21 protein-coding genes and 1 pseudogene are annotated in these 19421 nt (G+C 64.5%); 13 read left to right on the top strand and 9 right to left on the bottom strand.

The features are described 5' to 3' along the window. Nucleotides 1-22 precede the first annotated feature (22 nt). Nucleotides 23-955 (top strand): D-2-hydroxyacid dehydrogenase, encoded by a 933-nt coding sequence (locus M2D63_RS09130; RefSeq protein ID WP_285862545.1) that lies wholly within the window; start codon nt 23-25, stop codon nt 953-955. Between the two features lie 49 nt (nt 956-1004). Here M2D63_RS09130 and M2D63_RS09125 read toward each other — a convergent pair whose 3' ends face one another. Beyond that, the gene (locus M2D63_RS09125) at nt 1005-1598 is read right to left on the bottom strand and encodes a nitroreductase family protein (protein WP_285862543.1); all 594 of its coding nucleotides are present in this window, start codon (nt 1596-1598) and stop codon (nt 1005-1007) included. Between the two features lie 157 nt (nt 1599-1755). Here M2D63_RS09125 and M2D63_RS09120 point away from each other — a divergent pair, with 157 nt between their 5' ends. Continuing rightward, nucleotides 1756-2205, top strand: a complete 450-nt coding sequence (locus M2D63_RS09120; protein ID WP_285862542.1) for a YcgN family cysteine cluster protein — start codon at nt 1756-1758, stop codon at nt 2203-2205. Nucleotides 2206-2260: 55 nt separating this feature from the next. After that, a complete protein-coding gene (locus M2D63_RS09115; protein WP_285862662.1) occupies nt 2261-3475 on the top strand; it encodes a hypothetical protein in 1215 nt (404 codons plus the stop codon). An 11-nt stretch (nt 3476-3486) separates the two neighbouring features. Here M2D63_RS09115 and M2D63_RS09110 read toward each other — a convergent pair. The 3 genes and pseudogenes from M2D63_RS09110 to M2D63_RS09100 form a co-directional block, all read right to left on the bottom strand. Next, nucleotides 3487-3684, bottom strand: a pseudogene (locus M2D63_RS09110) (DUF2892 domain-containing protein); the annotation flags it as partial. Between the two features lie 29 nt (nt 3685-3713). Then, nucleotides 3714-4184, bottom strand: coding sequence for an RNA methyltransferase (locus M2D63_RS09105; RefSeq protein ID WP_285862541.1), 471 nt, complete (start codon nt 4182-4184; stop codon nt 3714-3716). Between the two features lie 72 nt (nt 4185-4256). Next, nucleotides 4257-4628: a YajD family HNH nuclease gene (locus M2D63_RS09100; RefSeq protein ID WP_285862540.1), complete on the bottom strand. Its 372-nt coding sequence runs from the start codon at nt 4626-4628 to the stop codon at nt 4257-4259. Nucleotides 4629-4747: 119 nt separating this feature from the next. Between M2D63_RS09100 and M2D63_RS09095 the strand changes: the two genes are divergently transcribed. Beyond that, nucleotides 4748-5026, top strand: a complete 279-nt coding sequence (locus M2D63_RS09095) for a hypothetical protein (protein ID WP_285862539.1) — start codon at nt 4748-4750, stop codon at nt 5024-5026. A 98-nt stretch (nt 5027-5124) separates the two neighbouring features. Here the strand turns inward: M2D63_RS09095 and M2D63_RS09090 are convergent, their stop codons facing one another. Continuing rightward, a complete protein-coding gene (locus M2D63_RS09090; RefSeq protein ID WP_285862538.1) occupies nt 5125-7176 on the bottom strand; it encodes a S9 family peptidase in 2052 nt (683 codons plus the stop codon). Between the two features lie 84 nt (nt 7177-7260). On the opposite strand from M2D63_RS09090, the gene M2D63_RS09085 reads away from it, so the two are divergent. From M2D63_RS09085 to M2D63_RS09075, 3 genes are read left to right on the top strand one after another with little or no spacing between them, the layout of a single operon-like run. Beyond that, on the top strand, nt 7261-7752 hold the full coding sequence (locus M2D63_RS09085; protein ID WP_285862537.1) for an MFS transporter: 492 nt from the start codon (nt 7261-7263) through the stop codon (nt 7750-7752). Between the two features lie 23 nt (nt 7753-7775). Beyond that, nucleotides 7776-8549, top strand: a complete 774-nt coding sequence (locus M2D63_RS09080; protein WP_285862536.1) for a class II glutamine amidotransferase — start codon at nt 7776-7778, stop codon at nt 8547-8549. 10 nt (nt 8550-8559) lie between these two features. Further along, complete coding sequence (locus M2D63_RS09075) at nt 8560-9081, top strand: DUF2937 family protein (protein WP_285862535.1); 522 nt, start codon at nt 8560-8562, stop codon at nt 9079-9081. Here the strand turns inward: M2D63_RS09075 and M2D63_RS09070 are convergent. Further along, a complete protein-coding gene (locus M2D63_RS09070) occupies nt 9078-9989 on the bottom strand; it encodes a LysR family transcriptional regulator (RefSeq protein WP_285862534.1) in 912 nt (303 codons plus the stop codon). The genes M2D63_RS09075 and M2D63_RS09070 overlap by 4 nt on opposite strands. A gap of 142 nt (nt 9990-10131) precedes the next feature. On the opposite strand from M2D63_RS09070, the gene M2D63_RS09065 reads away from it, so the two are divergent. The 4 genes from M2D63_RS09065 to M2D63_RS09050 are packed head-to-tail and all read left to right on the top strand — an operon-like array spanning nt 10132 to nt 13817. Further along, nucleotides 10132-11418 (top strand): MFS transporter, encoded by a 1287-nt coding sequence (locus M2D63_RS09065; RefSeq protein ID WP_285862533.1) that lies wholly within the window; start codon nt 10132-10134, stop codon nt 11416-11418. Between the two features lie 25 nt (nt 11419-11443). Then, nucleotides 11444-12196, top strand: coding sequence for a 5-oxoprolinase subunit PxpA (locus M2D63_RS09060; RefSeq protein WP_285862532.1), 753 nt, complete (start codon nt 11444-11446; stop codon nt 12194-12196). Beyond that, on the top strand, nt 12193-12897 hold the full coding sequence (pxpB, locus tag M2D63_RS09055) for a 5-oxoprolinase subunit PxpB (protein ID WP_285862531.1): 705 nt from the start codon (nt 12193-12195) through the stop codon (nt 12895-12897). Before M2D63_RS09060 ends, pxpB begins: the two co-directional genes overlap by 4 nt. Beyond that, nucleotides 12894-13817, top strand: coding sequence for a biotin-dependent carboxyltransferase family protein (locus M2D63_RS09050; RefSeq protein ID WP_285862530.1), 924 nt, complete (start codon nt 12894-12896; stop codon nt 13815-13817). The genes pxpB and M2D63_RS09050 overlap by 4 nt, the downstream gene beginning before the upstream one ends. 58 nt (nt 13818-13875) lie before the next feature. On the opposite strand, the gene M2D63_RS09045 is transcribed toward M2D63_RS09050, so the two are convergent. From M2D63_RS09045 to M2D63_RS09035, 3 genes are all read right to left on the bottom strand, one after another. Next, the gene (locus M2D63_RS09045) at nt 13876-15054 is read right to left on the bottom strand and encodes a VWA domain-containing protein (RefSeq protein ID WP_285862529.1); all 1179 of its coding nucleotides are present in this window, start codon (nt 15052-15054) and stop codon (nt 13876-13878) included. A gap of 17 nt (nt 15055-15071) precedes the next feature. Continuing rightward, nucleotides 15072-15917, bottom strand: a complete 846-nt coding sequence (locus tag M2D63_RS09040; protein ID WP_285862528.1) for a MoxR family ATPase — start codon at nt 15915-15917, stop codon at nt 15072-15074. A gap of 139 nt (nt 15918-16056) precedes the next feature. Continuing rightward, nucleotides 16057-17130, bottom strand: coding sequence for a DUF748 domain-containing protein (locus M2D63_RS09035; RefSeq protein WP_285862527.1), 1074 nt, complete (start codon nt 17128-17130; stop codon nt 16057-16059). Nucleotides 17131-17261: 131 nt separating this feature from the next. Here M2D63_RS09035 and cysK point away from each other — a divergent pair, with 131 nt between their 5' ends. Further along, the gene (cysK, locus tag M2D63_RS09030; protein WP_285862526.1) at nt 17262-18236 is read left to right on the top strand and encodes a cysteine synthase A; all 975 of its coding nucleotides are present in this window, start codon (nt 17262-17264) and stop codon (nt 18234-18236) included. A 152-nt stretch (nt 18237-18388) separates the two neighbouring features. Continuing rightward, nucleotides 18389-19324: an aspartyl/asparaginyl beta-hydroxylase domain-containing protein gene (locus M2D63_RS09025; RefSeq protein WP_285862525.1), complete on the top strand. Its 936-nt coding sequence runs from the start codon at nt 18389-18391 to the stop codon at nt 19322-19324. Nucleotides 19325-19421 lie beyond the last annotated feature (97 nt).

Raw genomic sequence — 19421 nt, 5'->3', positions numbered from 1 at the left:
TACTGCCAAGGTTGTAAAGAACATGCGTGTTTTGATCGCTGAACAGGACCATGCCCTCTACGCTCGCCTGCTGGGCGAGGCGGCACCGGACCTGGAGGTGCTGACCAGTGGCGACTCGGCCGAGCTGGCCCGCCTTGCCGCCGATTGCCCTGTCTGGCTGGGCCAGCCCGACCTGCTGGCGAGCCTGTTGCGCCAGGGGCATCAGCCGCAGTGGCTGCAATCGACCTGGGCCGGCATCACCCCGTTGCTGGCCGACGGCCTGCAGCGTGACTACCGCCTGACCCGCGCGGTGGGCATCTTCGGCCAGGTCATGGCCGAATACGTGCTGACCTACCTGCTGGTGCACGAGCGTGAGGTACTGGCGCGCCTGGTCAGCCAGGTCGAGCGCAAGTGGGATGCCCGTCCCGGACGCAGCCTGGAAGGGCGGCGGGTGCTGATCGTCGGCACCGGTGACATCGGCCAGCGCGTGGCCGAGTTTCTCCTGCCCTTTGGCGTCAAGCTGTACGGTATCGCCAGCCAGGCCCGTGAGCAGGCCCCGTTCATCGAAGTGGCGGGGCTGGGCGAGTTGGGGCGCCTGGTCGGTGAGGTGGACTACGTGGTCAACCTGCTACCCGACACGCCGGCCACCCATGACCTGTACGACGCGGCGATGTTCGCCCGCTTCAACCCCGAGGCGCTGTTCATCAACGCCGGGCGCGGCGTGGCGGTGGTCGATGCGGCGCTGGTGGAGGCCTTGAAGCAAGGCCATCTGGCCGGTGCGGTGATCGATGTCTGCCGCCAGGAGCCGCTGCCGCTGCGCCATCCGTTCTGGACCGCGCTGGGCTTGCTGTTGACCGGGCACAGCTCGGCACCGACCTCGCCGACGGCGATGGTGCGCTTGTTCGTCGAGAATCTGCGGGCGTATCAGGCGGGCCAGGGGTTGCGTGGCGAAGTGGATTTCCAGCGCGGGTATTGACCGCATCGCGGGGCAAGCCCGCTCCTACGGACTTGCCCCGCGATCAATCTCACAAGGTGAAATCACCCTCGGCCGCCAGCTCGCTCAGCGAACGGCGCGGGCTCGGTACTTCGCGGGCCTGCAGGGCTTCGGCCAGGCTGGCCTTGTCGCCCAGCTTGCCCACCGCCACCACGGCATGCAGCGCGTAGCCGTCGGGAATCTTCAGCTCCTTGCGGGTCAGTTCCTGGTCGAAACCGGCCATGCCGTGGGTGTGCCAGCCGCTGAGGCTGGCCTGCAGGGCCAGGTGGCCCCAGGCCGAACCGGTATCGAAGGTGTGCCACAGGGCCGGGGTTTCTTCGCTGGCGCCGGGCGCTGCGAAGGTGGTCTTGGAGATCACGATGATCAGCGCCGAGGCGTGTTGCGCCCAGCTGCGGTTGAACTCGTTGAGCAGGCCCAGGTAGCGCTCCCAGTTCGGCGTGTCGCGGCGCGCATAGAGAAAGCGCCAGGGCTGCGAGTTGTAGGCCGACGGCGCCCAGCGCGCAGCTTCGAGGAAACTCAGCAGGGTGGCTTCGCTGATCGGTTCGGCGGTGAAGGCGCGCGGCGACCAGCGCTTGATGAACTGGTCGGAGATGGCATGTTCGGCTACGCGAGGGTTAGCACTCATGGTGAGTTCCTGAACAGGTGGAAAAGGTAGGTAACGACCGTCGGTCAAACTACTGGGTCGTGCCGACCCTGACAAGCGGTCTGGTATTGGCCGAAGACTGGCCCTAGACTGGCGCCGCCGCGCTGCGGCACATCGATTGAAACAGGATATTCGCGACATGATTGCCACCATCGACGCCTTCTGGAAGCGCAAGACCCTCGAACAGCTCGACCGCCAGGAATGGGAGTCGCTGTGTGACGGCTGCGGCCTGTGCTGCCTGCAGAAGCTCGAAGATGAAGACGACAACAGCGTCTACTACACACGAATTGCCTGCAAAATGCTGGACCTGAACACCTGCCAGTGCAGCGATTATCCGAACCGCCTCAAGCATGTGCCCGATTGCATCCAGCTGACGCCGGGCAAGGCCGACCAGTTCAAATGGCTGCCGACCACCTGCGGTTACCGCCTGGTCAGCGAAGGCAAGGATCTGCCGAGCTGGCACCACCTGGTGTGCGGCGATCGCAAACAGGTGCACAAACAACGTATTTCCCAGTCCGGGCGCATGCTCAGTGAAGAGAGCGTGGACGAGGACGATTGGGAAGACTATCTGATTTTCCGCGCCGGCTGACTGGCCCGGCGTGCCGGGTGTCGCGTCTGGGGGAGCAAGGAGTTTCTGTATGCGTGTGCGTTGCCATTGGCTCCTGGCTCTGGGCCTGCTGGCCAGTTCGCCGGCCTGGGCGAAGAAGGTCGACCTGGATTATCACGTGCGCTTGCTGCCCGAGAGCGAGCAGGCCGAGGTACGCCTGATCCTGGCCGACGGAGCGGCGGTGCGCAGCCTGGATTTCGACCTGGGCAAGGCGGGTGCCTACAGCGATTTCAAGGCCGACGGCCAGTGGCAACTGCAGGCCGACGCCCAGCGCGGGCGCTGGCAGCCGGCAGCGGGCAAGAGCGAGCTGAGCTACCGGGTGCGCCTGGCCCAGCGCTTGAAGAACGGCAGCTATGAAACCCGCATGACGCCGCAGTGGGCGCTGTTTCGCGGTGACGAGCTGGTGCCGCCGGCACACCTTGATCAGCAGGACGGTACCGAACTGGTGGCGCGCCTGAGTTTCGAGCTGCCCAAGGGCTGGAAGAGCGTCGAGACGCCCTGGCCGCGGATCGGCAAGCAGCGTTTTCGCATCGATAATGTCTCGCGCCTGTTCGATCGGCCGACCGGCTGGATGCTGGCAGGCACCGTCGGCACCCGGCGTGCGCGCCTGGGCGAGACCGAAGTCAGCGTCGCCGCACCTCAGGGCCAGGGTATGCGCCGCCTGGACAACCTGACCCTGTTGACCTTCGTCTGGCCGCAGTTGCAGGCGGTGTTCCCGCGCAATCCGCCAAAACTGCTGCTGGTCGGGGCCCGGGATCAGATGTGGCGTGGCGTGCGAGCCGGCCACAACTCCATCTACCTGCACAGCAGCCGGCCGCTGGTCAGCGAGAACGGTTCAAGCCCGTTGCTGCGCGAGCTGGTGCGCCTGTTTGCCCAGGTCAATGACCGCCAGGCCAGCGACTGGATCGGTGAAAGCCTGGCCGAGTACTACGCCACCGAACTGCTGCGACGCGCCGGGGGTATCACCGATGACCGCTACCAGGCTCTGCAGGCGAGCCTGGAACGCAACAGCGCCAAGGTCACCAGCCTGCGCGGTGAGCAGGTCGATAGTGCGGTCACGGCCCGTGGGGTGTTGCTGTTGCAGGCGCTGGACCGGGAAATCCGCCTGCACAGCCACAACCAGCGTTCGCTGGACGATGTCACCCGGGCACTGATGCGCCTGAACAGCGTCAGCACCGACGAGTTCGTCCAGCTCAGCGAAAGCGTGCTGGGGCGCCAGTCCGAGGTGTTGGCGAGCAAGCTGCTGCGCTAGCGCTTCGGACCTTTCAGCAGGCCGTGGCCGGCGATGCCGCGGGCCAGGATCACGCCGCCAATGGCCACCTGGACCAGGCCGAACAAGCCGCCACGGCGCAAGCCCTTGCCGACCATGAGTACACCGCCGGCCACGGAGCCGACGCGCTCCAGGCCCTGCACGCTGTGAGCGGGTTTGTCTTGGGCGGCGCGGATCACTGTCTTGGACATGCTGATTCTCCAGTACTGTTCCTTCGAGCTTACTTGAATTTCGGCCCCGAGCGGGTGTTGAGGCCTTTGGCCAGGCGATCGTAGAGCACCACGTTGACGGTGGCGGCGAGGTTCATGCAGCCGTTGGTCGGGATGTAGATGGTTTCTTCGCACCAGGCCCGCACGTCGGGGTCCAGGGAGCCGTCTTCAGGGCCGAAAATGTAGATCGCGCGGTCCGGGTGGGTGTATTCGGGCAGGGGGCGGGCGCCATCGACCAGCTCTACCGCCACCGGGGTGCAGCCCAGGGGGATGATCTTCTGCAGGTCGTCGATACCGATCAGCGGAATGTCGTAGTGCACGCGCTTGGTGTCGGTGACGAAATCCCGCGCCCGCTCGTAGCGCTTGCCGGTGTAGAACACCGAGTTGACGCCGTAGCAACCCGCCGCGCGCATCACTGAACCGACGTTCTCCGCTGACTTGGGGTTGAACAGACCAATGCAGCTGTACCGTTTGTTCGCCACGTGCCGGGGCCCTTCGCAAAAAAGAACGCGATTATACGGGCTTGCCGGCACCTGTGGGGCAGGGGATTGTCTTCAGTCCTTCTTCAGCAGGCTGGCCAGCCCGGCGAACGGGTTGTGGGTGGCCTTGGCGATGGTCGGCGTGCTGGTGGAGCCTTCGCTGAAATACTGCTGGTCGGTGTAGCGAGCGTGCTCGTTGTCGTGGCAGTACAGGCACAGCAACTCCCAGTTGGAACCGTCCTGGGGGTTGTTGTCGTGGTTGTGGTCGCGGTGGTGCACGGTCAGCTCGCTCAGGCGCTTGCCGGAGAACTCGCGGGCGCAACGGCCACAGACGTGGGGGTACATTTTCAGGGCCTTGTCGCGATAGCCCATTTCCTTGTCGCGCTTGGCGTCGGCGAGGATGCGGTCGAGCCGCGCGGTGGCGGAGGCGGAGGATGCCGAACTCATGGGATTACCTTTTTATCGGGCTTGTTACGGTTATGCCTCAAGTTTAGCCCGACGGCAGGCCTTTCGGACAGGCAAACCGCTATGCTTGGGAGTAGTCAGGTAATCCGAGGAGCCTGCCCATGCGCTACATGACCATGGCTGTGCTGATCTTTGCCAGCCTGCAAACGGCGGCGGCCGCCGACTTGCAGCCGCGGCCCATCGCCCCGGTACCCGGAGCACCCGGCACGGCGACCCCGACGCCTTATCCGCAAATCACCCCCAGCACGATACCGCGGGCCGGTGATGCGCGACCGGGGTCACCGCTGATGCCCGCCATGCCGCTGCCCACGCCGCCCAGGGACCAACCCCTGCCAGGCTTGACGCCGCAGGACAGCAAAAGCAAACCCAAAGCCGACTGAACAACAACTGTGGGAGCGGGCTTGCCCCGCGATAGCGATGTGTCAGCCACTTCGCCATCGCGGGGCAAGCCCGCTCCTACAGCGTTCAGCATTCGTTGTCAGACGACGCCCAGTACCTTGAACACGAACCCGTACTCCAGCGCCACATCGCGCAAGCCCTGGTAGCGCCCGCTCATGCCGCCATGGCCGGCGCCCATTTCGGTCTTGAGCAGCAACAGGTTGTCATCGGTCTTGGTCACCCGCAGCCGGGCCACCCACTTGGCCGCTTCCCAGTACTGCACGCGGCTGTCGTTGTAGCCGGCCACCACCAGCAGGGCCGGGTAGGCCTGGGCCTTGACGTTCTCGTAGGGCGCGTAGGCCTTGATCCGCTCGTACACCTCGGGTTCTTCAGGATTGCCCCATTCGTCGTATTCGGTGACGGTCAGCGGCAGCTCCGGGTCGAGCATGGTGTTGAGCACATCGACGAACGGCACTTCGGCGATCGCCGCCTTGAACAAGTCCGGACGCTGGTTGAGCACGGCACCGATCAGCAGGCCGCCGGCGCTGCCGCCGCTGATCGCCAACTGGTCGGCGCGGGTCACACCCTGGGCGATCAGGTGCTCGGCGCAGGCGATGAAGTCGCTGAAGGTGTTGTGCTTGTGTTCCTGCTTGCCGGCCCGGTACCAGGCTTCGCCCAGCTCGCCACCGCCACGCACATGGGCGATGGCGAAGGCCACGCCGCGCTCCAGCAGGCTCAGGCGCGCATGGGAGAACCAGGGGTCCAGGCTTTCGCCGTAGGCGCCATAGCCGTAGAGATACAACGGCACCGGCTTGCCCAGGTCGCCGCGGCGCTGGACCAGGCTGATCGGCACCTGGGTGCCATCGCTCGCGGTGGCCCACAGGCGCTGGCTGACATAGTCGTCGGCATTGAACGGGCCGAGCACCGGGGTTTCCTTGAGCACCTGCTGGGCGCCGTCGACCAGCTCCAGCTGGCGCACCTGGGCCGGGCGGTTCAGGGCCTGGTAGCGCAGGCGGATACGCGGGCTGACGAATTCCAGGCTGTCCTGCACGTACAGGCTGTAGGCCGCATCCGGCAGCTCGACGCGGTAGGCCGGCAACCCTTGCGGGTGGACTTCGATGATCGGCAGGCCGCCTTCGCGCAGGCTCAGGCTCAGGGCGCCGGCGTTGAGGCTCAGGCCTTCGAGCATGACCGTGTCGCGGTGCGGCACCAGCAGTTGCCACTGCTCGCGGCTGGGCACCTGCTCGCTGCCGGCCTGGTACAGGGCAAAGTTGATGCCGTCCTGGTTGGTGCGGATGAACCAGCGCCACTGGCCGTCGAGCTGGCCGTGGTCGGGGTAGTACTCGTGATGCTCGACCCGTGGCGCCAGGCAAGTGAAGTCGCCGTCCGGCTGCTCGGCGTCCAGCACCCAGGCTTCGCTGGTGGTCTTGCTGTTGAGCAGCAGGATCAACTGGCGCTCGGAGCTGGCGCGGTAGCAATGCAGGAAGAAACGCCCGTCGCTTTCTTCGAACACGGTTTCGCAGCCTTCGCGACCCAGGCGATGACGCAGCAGCTTGTAGGGGCGGTGGGTGTCGTCCAGTTCGGTGAAGAACAGGGTCTGGTTGTCGTTGGCCCAGGTCATGCTGCCGTCGCAGTCCTCGAACGGCAGTTCTTCGATGGCGCCGCTGACCAGGTCCTTGACGTACAGAGTGTAGATTTCGTCGCCGCTGGTGTCCAGGCTGTAGGCCAGGCGCTGGTGGTCGGGGCTGACGTTGAAGGCGCCCAGGGACAGGAAGCCGCCGTTGGCCAGCGGGTTGGGGTCCAGCAGCAGCTCTTCGCGGCTTTCGTCCACGGTCACCGAGTCATCGGCCGGGCGCGGGCAACGGTAGTGGCGCGCATACTCTTCGCCGGCGGTGGTGCGGCTGTAGTACAGGTAGGGCCCCCAAGGCGAGGGCACCGACAGGTCGGTTTCCTGGATGCGGCCCTTGATTTCTTCGAACAACTGTTCCCGCAATTGCGCCTGGTCGGCCAGTTGCGCTTCCTGGTAGGCATTCTCGTCATTCAGGTAGGCGATGACCTCGGGGGTATCGCGTTCCTGCAGCCAGGCGTAGGGGTCAGCGCCTTCGGCCTTGCGGGCAATCGGGGCGCGGGGGGCGGTGGCATCTGCGGACATGCGGGGATCTCTTGGCTGGGGGGCGCCTGCGCGCTCAAATATGTTTATCATAAGCGTCTATTTGCCTAGCTTGCCACGGACACCATGACCGAGAACGACTATCTGCTCGCCTGGGGCCTCTACGCCCTGGCCGCCCTGGGTTGCCTGGCGGTGGGCTTTCGCCTGACCCGCTGGATGTGGCGCTGGCTGCGCGAACCTTTGCGGGTGGTGATGGCGGTGCTGCTGCTGACCCCGACCATCGTCGACCCGGTCAAGGACAAGTTCGCCCCGGCCATCGCCATCGCCGCCCTCGACCTGCTGTTCAAGGTCGGCAACAACGAATTGCGCGCCGCCGCCGACCTTGCCATGTACGGCATGATCGCCTTCGCCCTGTACGGTGTGTTCGTGCTGCTGCGCTGGCCCCTGGAAAAACGCGCCCGGGCTCGCCGCGAGCGTGCCGAAGCCGCGGCCAAGCGTGACGCTGAAGAGGTCCTGGCCGAAGAGTCGATTGCCGTCGACAGCCGCGACCGCTACCGCAATCCGCCACAACCACCGCAGGGCGGCAACCGTTCTTCGCGGGTCGAGCCGCGCTTGTAGGATTTGCCCGGGAGCAGCCAAGCATGTGTGAACTACTGGGTATGAGCGCCAATGTACCGACCGACATCGTCTTCAGCTTCACCGGGCTGATGCAGCGCGGTGGGCGCACCGGTCCGCACCGCGACGGCTGGGGCATCGGTTTCTACGAAGGCCGTGGCCTGCGCCTGTTCCAGGACCCGGCGGCCAGCTGCGAGTCGGAAGTGGCCAACCTGGTGCAGCGCTACCCGATCAAGAGCGAAGTGGTGATCGGCCACATTCGCCAGGCCAACGTCGGCAAGGTCTGCCTGTCCAATACCCATCCCTTCGTCCGTGAGCTGTGGGGGCGCAACTGGTGCTTCGCCCACAATGGCCAACTGGGTGAGTTCCAGGGCCAGGCGAGTTTCTACCGGCCCATCGGCGACACCGACAGCGAAGCGGCGTTCTGCGACCTGCTCAACCGCGTGCGCGCAGCCTTTCCGGAGCCGGTGGAAGTCGAAGCACTGCTGCCGGTGCTGGTCCAGGCCTGCGCCGAATACCGCGGCAAGGGCGTGTTCAACTGCCTGCTCAGCGATGGCGACTGGCTGTTCTGCTTCTGCTCGACCAAGCTTGTGCATATCACCCGCCGGGCACCGTTCGGGCCGGCACGGCTCAAGGATGTCGACATGATCGTCGACTTTCAGGCCGAAACCACGCCCAACGACGTGGTCACGGTGATCGCCACCGAGGCGCTGACCGAGAACGAGACCTGGCAGCGCTATGAACCCGGCCAGTGGGCGCTGTGGCGCCGTGGCGAATGCATCGCCCAGGGTCAAGGCTAAGGATCAGCCCATGTTCAGAAGTTACCTGCGCCTGCTGCTGTTCACCTTCGGTTTGCTGGTAGGGGTGCAGATACCTGGCCTGATCAACGCCTACGGCCAGCGGGTCGAGGCGCACCTGCTGGAGTCCCGCGAGGGCCTCAAGGGCTTCGAGGAAACCGCCCGGCGCTTCTTCAACGGTGACCTGCAGGCCCTGGTGCGGCATTACCGCAGCAGCGACGATCCGGTGTTCAACAGCGATGCCAACAGCATCGACAGCCTGCTGATCCGCAATCGCCTGTTCGAGCGTGAGTGGCAGATCCTCCAGGGCTCGTGGCTGGAGCGTACCTGGCATGTGCTGGTGCGCGCCGACAGCCAGCTGCGCGAAGAAACCCTCAAGGGCTACAGCTACCAGATCCTCCTGGCCCCCGAAGCGCTGGCCTGGGGCCTGAGCTGCGCGCTGTTGCTGGCCCTGGCGGTGGAAAGCCTGTTGCTGCTGCTCGGCTGGCTGGCGCTCGGTGGGCGGCGCAAGCCGGTGCCCGAGAGCTGGCGCTAGACCAGCACGATGCGCTCGGGGCCGGCGTTGGCGGCATAGCGTTCGAGCACGTTGCGACACAGCGCCACCACTTCATCCACCAGCTCCACACCGGTCTGCCAGGCCACCACCAGCTCCAGGCTCGGGGGCTGGCGGACCAATGGCAACTGGACCAGGTCGCCCCGGGCCAGCTCTTCGCTGACCAGCGCCGGCGGCAGGGCGCCGATGCCGAAGCCGTCGCGTAACAGGCGGGTGATGGCCGCCACCGAATTCACACAGTTGAGCCGCGGCGCACTGACGCCTTCGGCCTGCAGCAGGCTGAGCACTTCCTGGTGCGGCCGGGAGTTCTTCGAGAAGGTCACGATGCGCTCGCGGGCCAGTTCGGCGAGGGAGGCGTAGTCGCGGTTGTAGATCGACTGGCTGGCGACGATCCAGCCCATGGGGTAGCGCGCCAGGTCCAGGCTGCGGATCGATTCCTGGCGCAGCAGGTCGGTTTGCAGGATCACATCGAGAAAGCCTTTTTGCAGCTGTTCGCGCAAGTTAAGCGCGGTATCGGCGACCAGTTCGATTTCCACCTGCGGGTAGCGCTCCATCAGTTCCGACACCAGCGGGCTCATCCAGGTGTGGATCACTGTGTCCATCACCCCCAGGCGCACCCGGCCGACCTTGGCCCGGTCGCTGTCCAGCGATTGCTTGAGGGCCTTGGCGGTGTCGAGCATCTGCTCGGCGTATTCGAGCACCTTGCTGCCTTCGGGGGTCAGGCTCACCCCGCGTGAGTCGCGCAGCAGCAGCTTGACCCCAAGGTCCGCCTCCAGCGCGGCAATGCGGCTGGAGATCGAGGCCTGGGTGGTGAAGAGCTTTTCGGCGGTCAGGCGAAAACTCTTGAGCCGGGCGACCCAGACGAAGGTTTCGAGGAACTTGAGGTTCATGGCGCACTCACTGATCAATTTTTTCTTATGCCAGACCGCTGGTTTTTCTCGTTGGACGGCAATCCGCACCCATCGAAAAATGAAGGTCAGGCCACGACAAAGATCGTCGTCTTTAAAACAATACCAACAAGCTGAGGCAACCATGAACCCATCGGGCGTGCAGCACCAGGCCAAATCCAGTTCAGTGGCCGGTCCTTTCGACTGGTACCGCAACATCAACAAGCAGGAACGACGGACCTTCTGGAGCTGCAAGATCGGCTACGGCCTGGATGGCATGGACACCCAGATGCTCAGCTTCGTCATCCCCACCCTGATCGCCCTGTGGGGCATCACCACCGCCGAGGCCGGGCTGATCCACACCAGCACCCTGATCGCCTCGGCCCTGGGCGGCTGGATCGCCGGCATCCTCTCCGACCGCATCGGCCGGGTGCGCACCCTGCAACTGACCGTGCTGTGGTTCGCGTTTTTCACCTTCCTCTGCGGCTTTGCCCAGAACTACGAACAACTGCTGATCGCCCGCACCCTGATGGGCTTCGGCTTCGGTGGCGAGTGGACTGCCGGTGCGGTGCTGATCGGTGAAGTGATCCGCGCCCAGGACCGTGGCAAGGCGGTGGGCATGGTGCAGTCGGGCTGGGCCATCGGCTGGGGCCTGACGGCGATCCTGTACGCCGTGCTGTTCTCCGTACTGCCGCCGGAAGATGCCTGGCGCGCCCTGTTCCTGCTGGGCCTGGTGCCGGCCGTGTTCGTGATCTTCGTGCGTCGCCTGGTCAAGGATCCGGAAATCTACCGTGAGGCCAAGGCTGCGGAAAAAACCACGGCACCTTCGCATTTCTGGGAAATCTTCGCCCCGGGCATGCTCTCCACCACCATCCGCGCCTCGCTGCTGACCACCGGTGCCCTGGGTGGTTACTACGCCATCACCTCCTGGCTGCCGACCTTCCTCAAGAACGAGCGCGGCCTGAGCGTGCTGGGCACCGGCGGCTACCTGGCCATGGTGATCTTCGGCTCCTACATCGGCTATGTGATCAGTGCCTATCTGACCGACCTGTTGGGGCGCAAGAAGAACTTCATCCTGTTCGCCGTGGGCTCGTTCATCATCGTCCTGCTCTACACCCAGATGCAGGTCAGCGATGGCGTGATGCTGTGGCTGGGCTTCCCGCTGGGCTTCTTCGCCTCGGGCATCTTCAGCGGCATGGGCGCGTTCCTCACCGAACTGTTCCCCACCCGTATCCGTGGCTCGGGGCAGGGCTTCTGCTACAACATCGGCCGTGCCCTGGCGGCGTTCTTCCCGCTGCTGATCGGCATGCTCAGCCAGAAGGTGCCCCTGGGCCTGGGTATCGGCGGCTTTGCCGCGGTGTCGTACGGTGTGGTAATCCTGGCGGCCCTGAGCCTGCCGGAAACCCGCGGCAAACAACTTGAAGCCCGCTAAGGTCGAGCCTGAAGGAGTGTCAGACGTGAGCCGCCTGTTACTGAATTGCGATATGGGTGAAAGTTTTGGCAGCTGGACCATGGGCCTGGATGCCCAGGTCATGCCCTTTGTCGATTGTGCCAACATTGCCTGTGGCTTCCACGCCGGCGACCCGGGGATCATGCGCCAGACCGTGGCCCTGGCCGTGGCCAGTGGCGTGCGTGTCGGCGCCCACCCGGCCTATCCGGACCTGGCTGGCTTCGGCCGCCGTTCCATGGCCTGCAGCGCCGAAGAGATCCGCGACCTGCTGCACTACCAGATCGGCGCGCTGGACGGCATCTGCCGGACCCAGGGCACCCGTGTCGCCTACGTCAAACCCCATGGCGCGCTGTACAACGACATGATGGCCGACCCGCAAAAGCTGCGCGCGGTGCTCGAAGCGGTCGCCGCCTATGACCGGCAACTGCCGCTGATGCTCATGGCCACCGCCGACAACAGCGCCGCCCAGGCCCTGGGTGACGAGTATGGCGTGACCCTGTGGTTCGAGGCCTTCGCCGACCGCGCCTACGATGCCCGTGGTCATCTGGTGTCGCGGCGCCTGCCGGGGGCAGTGCACCATGACCCGGCCGTGATCGTCGAGCAGGCCCTGCGCCTGGCCCGTGGCGAGCCACTGGTCGCGGTGGATGGCAGCGAACTGCACCTGCAGGCGCACACCCTGTGCGTGCATGGCGACAACGACAGTTCGGTGGCGGCGGTTCAGCAAATTCGCCAGGCCCTCGATGCCCTGGTGGCGTCATGAGGTACCGCATTGAAACGGTGGCCATCGACTGCCTGATGGTGCGTATGTTCGACGCCATCGATGAAGCCAACATGCCCTGGATGCTGGCGGCCAGCCAGCGCTTGCGGACGGTGTTCGCCGATCGGCTGATCGACCTGGTGCCGTCCTACACCACGGTGATGGTGCATTTCGACCTGATGCAACTGGCGCCGGACCAGGCCTGCAGCCTGATCCGTGAAGCGCTGGAGCACCTGCAGCCGGATAACGGCAGCGGCGGGCGTCAGCACGAGATTCCGGTGTGGTACGACCTGAGCGTCGGCCCGGAGCTGAGCCTGCTGGCCGAGCGTTGCCGCACCTCGGTGGCCGATATCGTGCGCCGCCACAGCGAGCGCGAATACCAGGTGTTCGCCCTGGGCTTCGCCCCCGGCTTTGCCTTCATGGGCCTGGTCGAGGAAGCGCTGGCCGCCCCGCGCCTGGCCACCCCGCGCAAACGGGTGGCGGCAGGCAGTGTCGGCATCGCCGAGCGCCAGACGGCGGCTTACCCGGCGGTGTCGCCGGGCGGCTGGAACCTGATCGGGCGGACGCCGAGCAAACTGTTCGATCGCCAACGCGACGGCTACAGCCTGCTGCAACCCGGTGACCGGGTGCGTTTCGTACCTGTGGACCGGGCGACCTTCATCAACCTGGGCGGCGACGATACCCCGCTGGAGGTGCTGGCATGAGCCGCTTGTGGATCGAGGCCAGCACGCCGCTGTGCCTGTTGCAGGACGCCGGGCGCTTTGGCGTGCGGCACCTGGGCGTGACCCAGGGCGGGGCGCTGGACTGGGTGTCGATGCGTTGGGCCAACTGGCTGCTGGGCAATGCCGCCGATGCTGCGGTGGTGGAGATCGCCCTGGGCGGCTTCAGCCTGGTGGCCGAGGAAGAGTGTTGCCTGGCCCTGGCCGGCGCCGACCTGGACGCCCGCATCGATGGCCAGCCGCTCAAGCCCTGGTCGAGTTTTACCCTCGCCAAGGGCCAGCGTTTGCGCCTGAACCAGCCAGTGCAGGGCGCCCGGGCGTACCTGGCGGCGCCGGGGGGCTTTGCGGCGCCGCAGGTGCTGGGCAGTTGCGCCAGTGTGGTGCGTGAAGAACTGGGTGGGCTGGATGGGTGTGGATCGCCCTTGGCCAAGGGGCAGCAACTGAGTTACGGCGGTGAGGCTTGCGGGCTGCGGGAAGTGCCGTTGGCGCTGCGCCCCGACTTTAGTGCCAATGCACCGCTGGACCTGGTGCTGGGCGCGCAGATCGGCGACTTCAGTGGCTTGAGCCTGTTCGATGCGTTCAACCGTGACTGGACCCTGGACAGCCGCGCCGATCGCATGGGCATTCGCCTGCTGGGACCGGCCTTGCAGTACCAGGGGCCGGCGATGATTTCCGAAGGCATTCCGCTGGGCGCGGTGCAGGTGCCGCCGGACGGGCAGCCGATCGTGCTGCTCAATGATCGCCAGACCATAGGTGGTTATCCGCGGTTGGGGGCGTTGACGCCGCTGGCGCTGGCGCGCCTGGCGCAGATGCTGCCGGGGAGTGTGGTGCGGTTCAGGCCGGTGGTGCAGGCGCTGGCCTGGCAGGAACAGCGGGATTATCTGGGGCGGTTTGTCGAGGCTTAGGGCCTGATCGCGGGGCAAGCCCCCTCCGACGGTAGGAGCGGGCTTGCCCCGCGATGGCTTACTTGGACAGAAACCGCATCCCTTCCTCAAGCCCACGCAAGGTCAGCGGATACATCCGGTCCTCGATCAGCTCGCGCACGATGTTGGTCGAGGCGGTATACCCCCAGGTGTCCTTGGGATAGGGGTTGATCCAGATAAGCTTCTTGTACTTCTCCATGAAGCGCTGCATCCACACATAGCCGGCTTCTTCGTTCCAGTGCTCGACGCTGCCACCGGGCTGGGTGATCTCGTAGGGCGCCATGGCCGCATCGCCGACGAACACCACTTTGTAGTCGGCGCCGTACTTGTGCAGCAGGTCCATGGTCGAGGTGCGTTCCGAGGTGCGGCGCAGGTTGTTCTTCCACACCGACTCGTAGACGAAGTTGTGGAAGTAGTAGTACTCCAGGTGCTTGAACTCGGTCTTGCAGGCCGAGAACAGCTCTTCGCAGATCTTCACATGGGCGTCCATCGAACCGCCGATATCGAACAGCAGCAGCAACTTGACGCTGTTGCGCCGTTCCGGACGCATCTGGATGTTGAGCAGGCCGGCATCGCGGGCGGTGTGGTCGATGGTGCCGTCGATGTCCAGCTCCTCGGCCGCGCCCTGGCGGGCGAACTTGCGCAAGCGGCGCAGGGCCAGCTTGATGTTGCGCGTGCCCAGTTCGACCTGGTCGTCGAGGTTCTTGTATTCGCGCTGGTCCCAGACCTTGACCGCCTTGCCCTGGCGCTTGCCGGCATCGCCGACGCGGATGCCCTCGGGATTGAAGCCGCCCGAGCCGAACGGGCTGGTGCCGCCGGTGCCGATCCACTTGTTGCCGCCGGCATGGCGTTCCTTTTGCTCTTCCAGGCGCTTCTTGAACTCTTCGATGAGCTTGTCCAGACCGCCCAGTGACTGGATCTGCGCCCGTTCCTCATCGGTCAGCGAACGTTCGAACTCCTTGCGCAGCCAGTCTTCGGGAATCAGCGCTTCCAGGTGCTGGTTGAGGTTCTCCAGGCCCTTGAAGTAGGCGGAGAAGGCCCGGTCGAACTTGTCGAAATGCCGTTCATCCTTGACCAGGATCGCCCGCGACAGGAAGTAGAACTCGTCCATGTCGGCAAAGGTGACGCCCTGCTTGAGCGCATTGAGCAGATCAAGCAGCTCGCGCACCGACACCGGCACCTTGGCCGCGCGCATTTCATTGAACAGATTGAGCAGCATGGCAGTTGCCTCCCGGCTCAGCGGTTGCCGCGACGGCTCATGAAGGCCAGGCGCTCAAGCAGTTGCACGTCCTGTTCGTTTTTCACCAGGGCGCCGGCCAGCGGCGGGATGGCCTTGGTCGGATCACGCTCGCGCAGTACCGCTTCGCCGATGTTGTCGGCCATCAGCAGCTTGAGCCAGTCGACCAGCTCCGAGGTGGAAGGCTTTTTCTTCAGGCCCGGCACCTTGCGCACGTCGAAGAACACGTCCAGCGCTTCGCTGACCAGGTCCTTCTTGATGTTGGGGTAGTGCACGTCGACGATCTGCTGCAGGGTGTCGCGGTCGGGGAAGGCGATGTAGTGGAAGAAGCAGCGGCGCAGGAAGGCGTCCGGCAGCTCTTTCTCGTTGTTGGAGGTAATGATGATGATCGGGCGCTGCTTGGCCTTGATGGTCTCATCGGTCTCGTAGACGTAGAACTCCATCTTGTCCAGTTCCTGCAACAGGTCGTTGGGGAACTCGATGTCGGCTTTGTCGATCTCGTCGATCAGCAGGATGACCCGCTCTTCGGACTCGAACGCCTCCCAGAGCTTGCCTTTCTTCAGGTAGTTGCGCACGTCGTGGACCTTGTCCACGCCCAGTTGCGAGTCACGCAGGCGGCTGACCGCGTCGTACTCGTAGAGACCCTGGTGGGCCTTGGTGGTCGACTTGATGTGCCAGGTGATCAGCTTGGCGCCAAAGGATTCGGCCAGTTGCTCGGCGAGCATGGTCTTGCCGGTGCCCGGCTCGCCCTTGACCAGCAGTGGCCGCTCCAGGGTGATCGCCGCGTTGACCGCCAGTTTAAGGTCGTCTGTGGCGACGTATGCGCTGGTGCCTTCGAACTTCATGAACCGATCCTCTAACGTTGCGCCCGGGGGTACATCGCCCCCGGCAAAAAAATTGTCATGCACGACTATAACGCGGGCTCCGGCCGACTGGGAACGCAGACGGGCCATTCAGTCTCTGAATGGCCCGTCACTTGGTGACTCAGTCAGACTTGGGCGCGGGTTGCTCGTAGCGTGCATTGAACGCCTGAATGAAGCCATTGCGCAGGATCTGCAGGAACGCCTCGAAGCCGCTGATATCGCGTTTGTGTACGCTGCCGCGCAGTTCCACACGGGTGGCGAACTGGTTCTTGCGCTGGTTTTTCAGTGCCGTTTCGCCACCGCCGATCAACGCTTCCCAGATCGAACGGAAAAGGCCCTTTTCTTCATCCTTGACGTCCTGCTGCCAGTTGAATACATCGACATCGCGCAGCAGAGGCTTGATATAGCCGGTAAGCCGGCCATTGCTCGCCTGGGCCTCGATCACCAGGTCGCCGTGGCCGGCATTGAAGTCGAACTTGCCATAGGCATTGGCAAAATCATTGAGCTTGCGCAGCTGGAGGTCGGTGGCGCGCAGGCGGAACTGGAAGTTGTCGAAGTCGCTGAACGGGTCGAACGTGGCGTTGCTCTCCACGGCGGCATCGCCGAGCAGCCGGGCCTTGCCGTCAAAGCGGGCATCGCGCCGGCCCTTGAGGTCCTCGACGTTGGTCAGGTTGCGAATGCTGGCATCGAGCCGGGTGGCCTTGAGGTTGACCTGGGGCCTGGCGTTGAAGTTGCGAAAACTCAAGGTGCCGTTGTCGATGCGCACTTCATTGAGGGTAATGGGCAGCAGTTTTTCCAGTTGCTGGCGCCAGTCGGTGCCCTGGCCGGTCTGCGAGCTCTGCTTGCTGGCGCCGTCGACGAAATTCAGCGTGGGGCGTACGAACACCACTTCGGCAACCACGGCATGGTCGTACCACAGCGATCGCCAACTGACCGACAGATCGATCAGGGGCGCCTCAAGCAACGGCACCGGTACCTTGCCGCTGGTCTTGACGATGGTCATCCCATTGATCTTGTAGGCACCCCGCCACCAGGCCAGGTCCACGTCGGTGATCCGTCCCCGATAGTCACCCATGTCGGCCAGCCGGTCGTTGAGGTAGTCGCGCACGAGCCAGGGCAGGGCCAGGTGCAGGCCGATCAGCAACAGGGCAATCCCCAACAGCCCCCCGAGGGGCCAGCGATAGCGGCGTTTCATCGGTCGGGTTTCCAGCAGGGGTATAGATCGGTTGACCCTTGCCGTTGGCGTCGGTTCGCTGCTTGTGGACGCACCGACGCCGCAGGCTTACCCTTGAAGTTTTCCGTCCGCAGTCCAAAAGGACCCCTGCCATGAGCCGTATTTTTGCTGACAACGCGCACTCCATCGGTAATACACCGCTGGTGCAGATCAACCGCATCGCCCCGCGCGGGGTGACCATCCTGGCCAAGATCGAAGGGCGCAACCCGGGCTATTCGGTCAAGTGCCGGATCGGTGCGAACATGATCTGGGACGCTGAAAGCAGCGGCAAGCTCAAGCCGGGCATGACCATCGTCGAGCCCACCTCGGGCAACACCGGTATCGGCCTGGCCTTTGTCGCCGCGGCCCGTGGCTACAAGCTGCTGCTGACCATGCCGGCGTCCATGAGCATCGAGCGGCGCAAGGTACTCAAGGCACTGGGCGCCGAGCTGGTGCTGACCGAGCCGGCCAAGGGCATGAAAGGCGCGATCGACAGGGCCGGCGAAATCGTTGCCAGCGATCCGGCCCGGTACTTCATGCCGGCCCAGTTCGACAACCCGGCCAACCCGGCGATCCACGAGAAGACCACCGGCCCGGAAATCTGGAACGACACCGATGGCGCCGTCGATGTACTGGTAGCCGGCGTCGGCACCGGCGGCACCATCACCGGTGTGTCGCGCTACATCAAGCAGACCCAGGGCAAGGCGATCCTGTCGGTGGCGGTCGAGCCGATTACCTCGCCGGTGATCACCCAGACCCTGACCGGCCAGGAGGTCAAGCCCAGCCCACACAAGATCCAGGGCATCGGCGCCGGTTTCGTGCCCAGGAACCTCGATCTGTCGATGGTCGACCAGGTCGAGCTGGTCAGTGACGAAGAGGCCAAGGCCATGGCCCTGCGCCTGATGCAGGAGGAGGGGATCCTCAGCGGGATCTCTTGCGGCGCGGCGATGGCGGCGGCGGTGCGCCTGGCGGAGAAGCCGGAGATGCAGGGCAAGACCATCGTGGTGATCCTGCCTGACTCCGGCGAACGCTACCTGTCGAGCATGCTCTTCAGCGACCTGTTCACCGAGCAGGAGAACCAGCAGTAACACGACCTGGAGCAAGGGGCGGTACACGACTTTATTGCACAATCGTCAATACTGAATGCCGGTCTCGGTTGTTTTTACCGGGGCCGGTTCAGTTTATGATGGCTTTTTGATCCGGCAGTGATGGCCTGGACTGCAATTCCAAGGAGTGTTGAATGACCTTTTCCTTTGCCGCCAAGGCGGGTGTCTTGTTGCTGTTTTTCGGCAGCACACTGTTCGTTCACCTGCGCGGCAAGGCGCGCCTTCCGATGCTGCGCCAGTTCGTCAACCACTCGGCGCTGTTCGCTCCTTACAACGCCTTGATGTACCTGTTCTCCGGCGTGCCGTCCAAACCCTACCTCGATCGCAACCGCTTTCCCGAGCTCGATGTGCTCAAGGACAACTGGCAGGTGATCCGCGAAGAGGCCATGCACCTGTTCGACGAGGGTTATATCCGCGCCGCCGAGAAGGATAACGACGCCGGCTTCGGTTCGTTCTTCAAGAAGGGCTGGAAGCGTTTCTACCTGAAGTGGTACGACAAACCGCTGCCATCGGCCGAAGCGCTGTGCCCGCGCACGGTCGAGCTGGTCAACAGCATTCCCAACGTCAAGGGCGCGATGTTTGCCCTGTTGCCCGGTGGCAGCCACCTCAACCCGCACCGCGACCCCTTCGCCGGTTCCCTGCGCTACCACTTGGGCCTGTCGACACCCAACTCCGACAACTGCCGGATCTACGTCGATGGTCAGGTCTATGCCTGGCGCGACGGCGAAGACGTGATGTTCGATGAGACCTATGTGCACTGGGTCAAGAACGAAACCGAAACCACCCGGGTGATCCTGTTCTGCGACGTCGAGCGTCCGCTGAGCAGCCCGTTGATGACCCGCATCAATCGCAAGGTCAGCGCCTTCCTCGGTCGCGCCACCGCGCCGCAGAACACCGACGACGAGCGCGTGGGTGGGATCAACCAGGCCTATGCCTGGAGCAAGCGCTTCAGCACGGTCATCAGTGGGCGGGTCAAGCAGTTCAAGCGTGCCAATCCCAAGGCATACCGGGTGTTGCGTCCGGTGCTGGCGGTGGTGGTGGCCTACCTGCTGTATCGCTGGTTGTTCTGACACCCTATCGCGGGGGGGGGCCCCCCCCAAAAGGTGGGGGGGCGGTGCCACCCCGAGAGAAAACCAACAAAAAAAACCCACAAAAAAAAAAACAAAA

The sequence above is a fragment of the Pseudomonas sp. BJa5 genome (genome assembly GCF_030272875.2).
Classification (GTDB): Bacteria; Pseudomonadota; Gammaproteobacteria; order Pseudomonadales; family Pseudomonadaceae; genus Aquipseudomonas.
The sequence above is the reverse complement of the archived record's forward strand: the minus strand, read 5'-3'. Positions and strand labels throughout refer to the sequence as shown.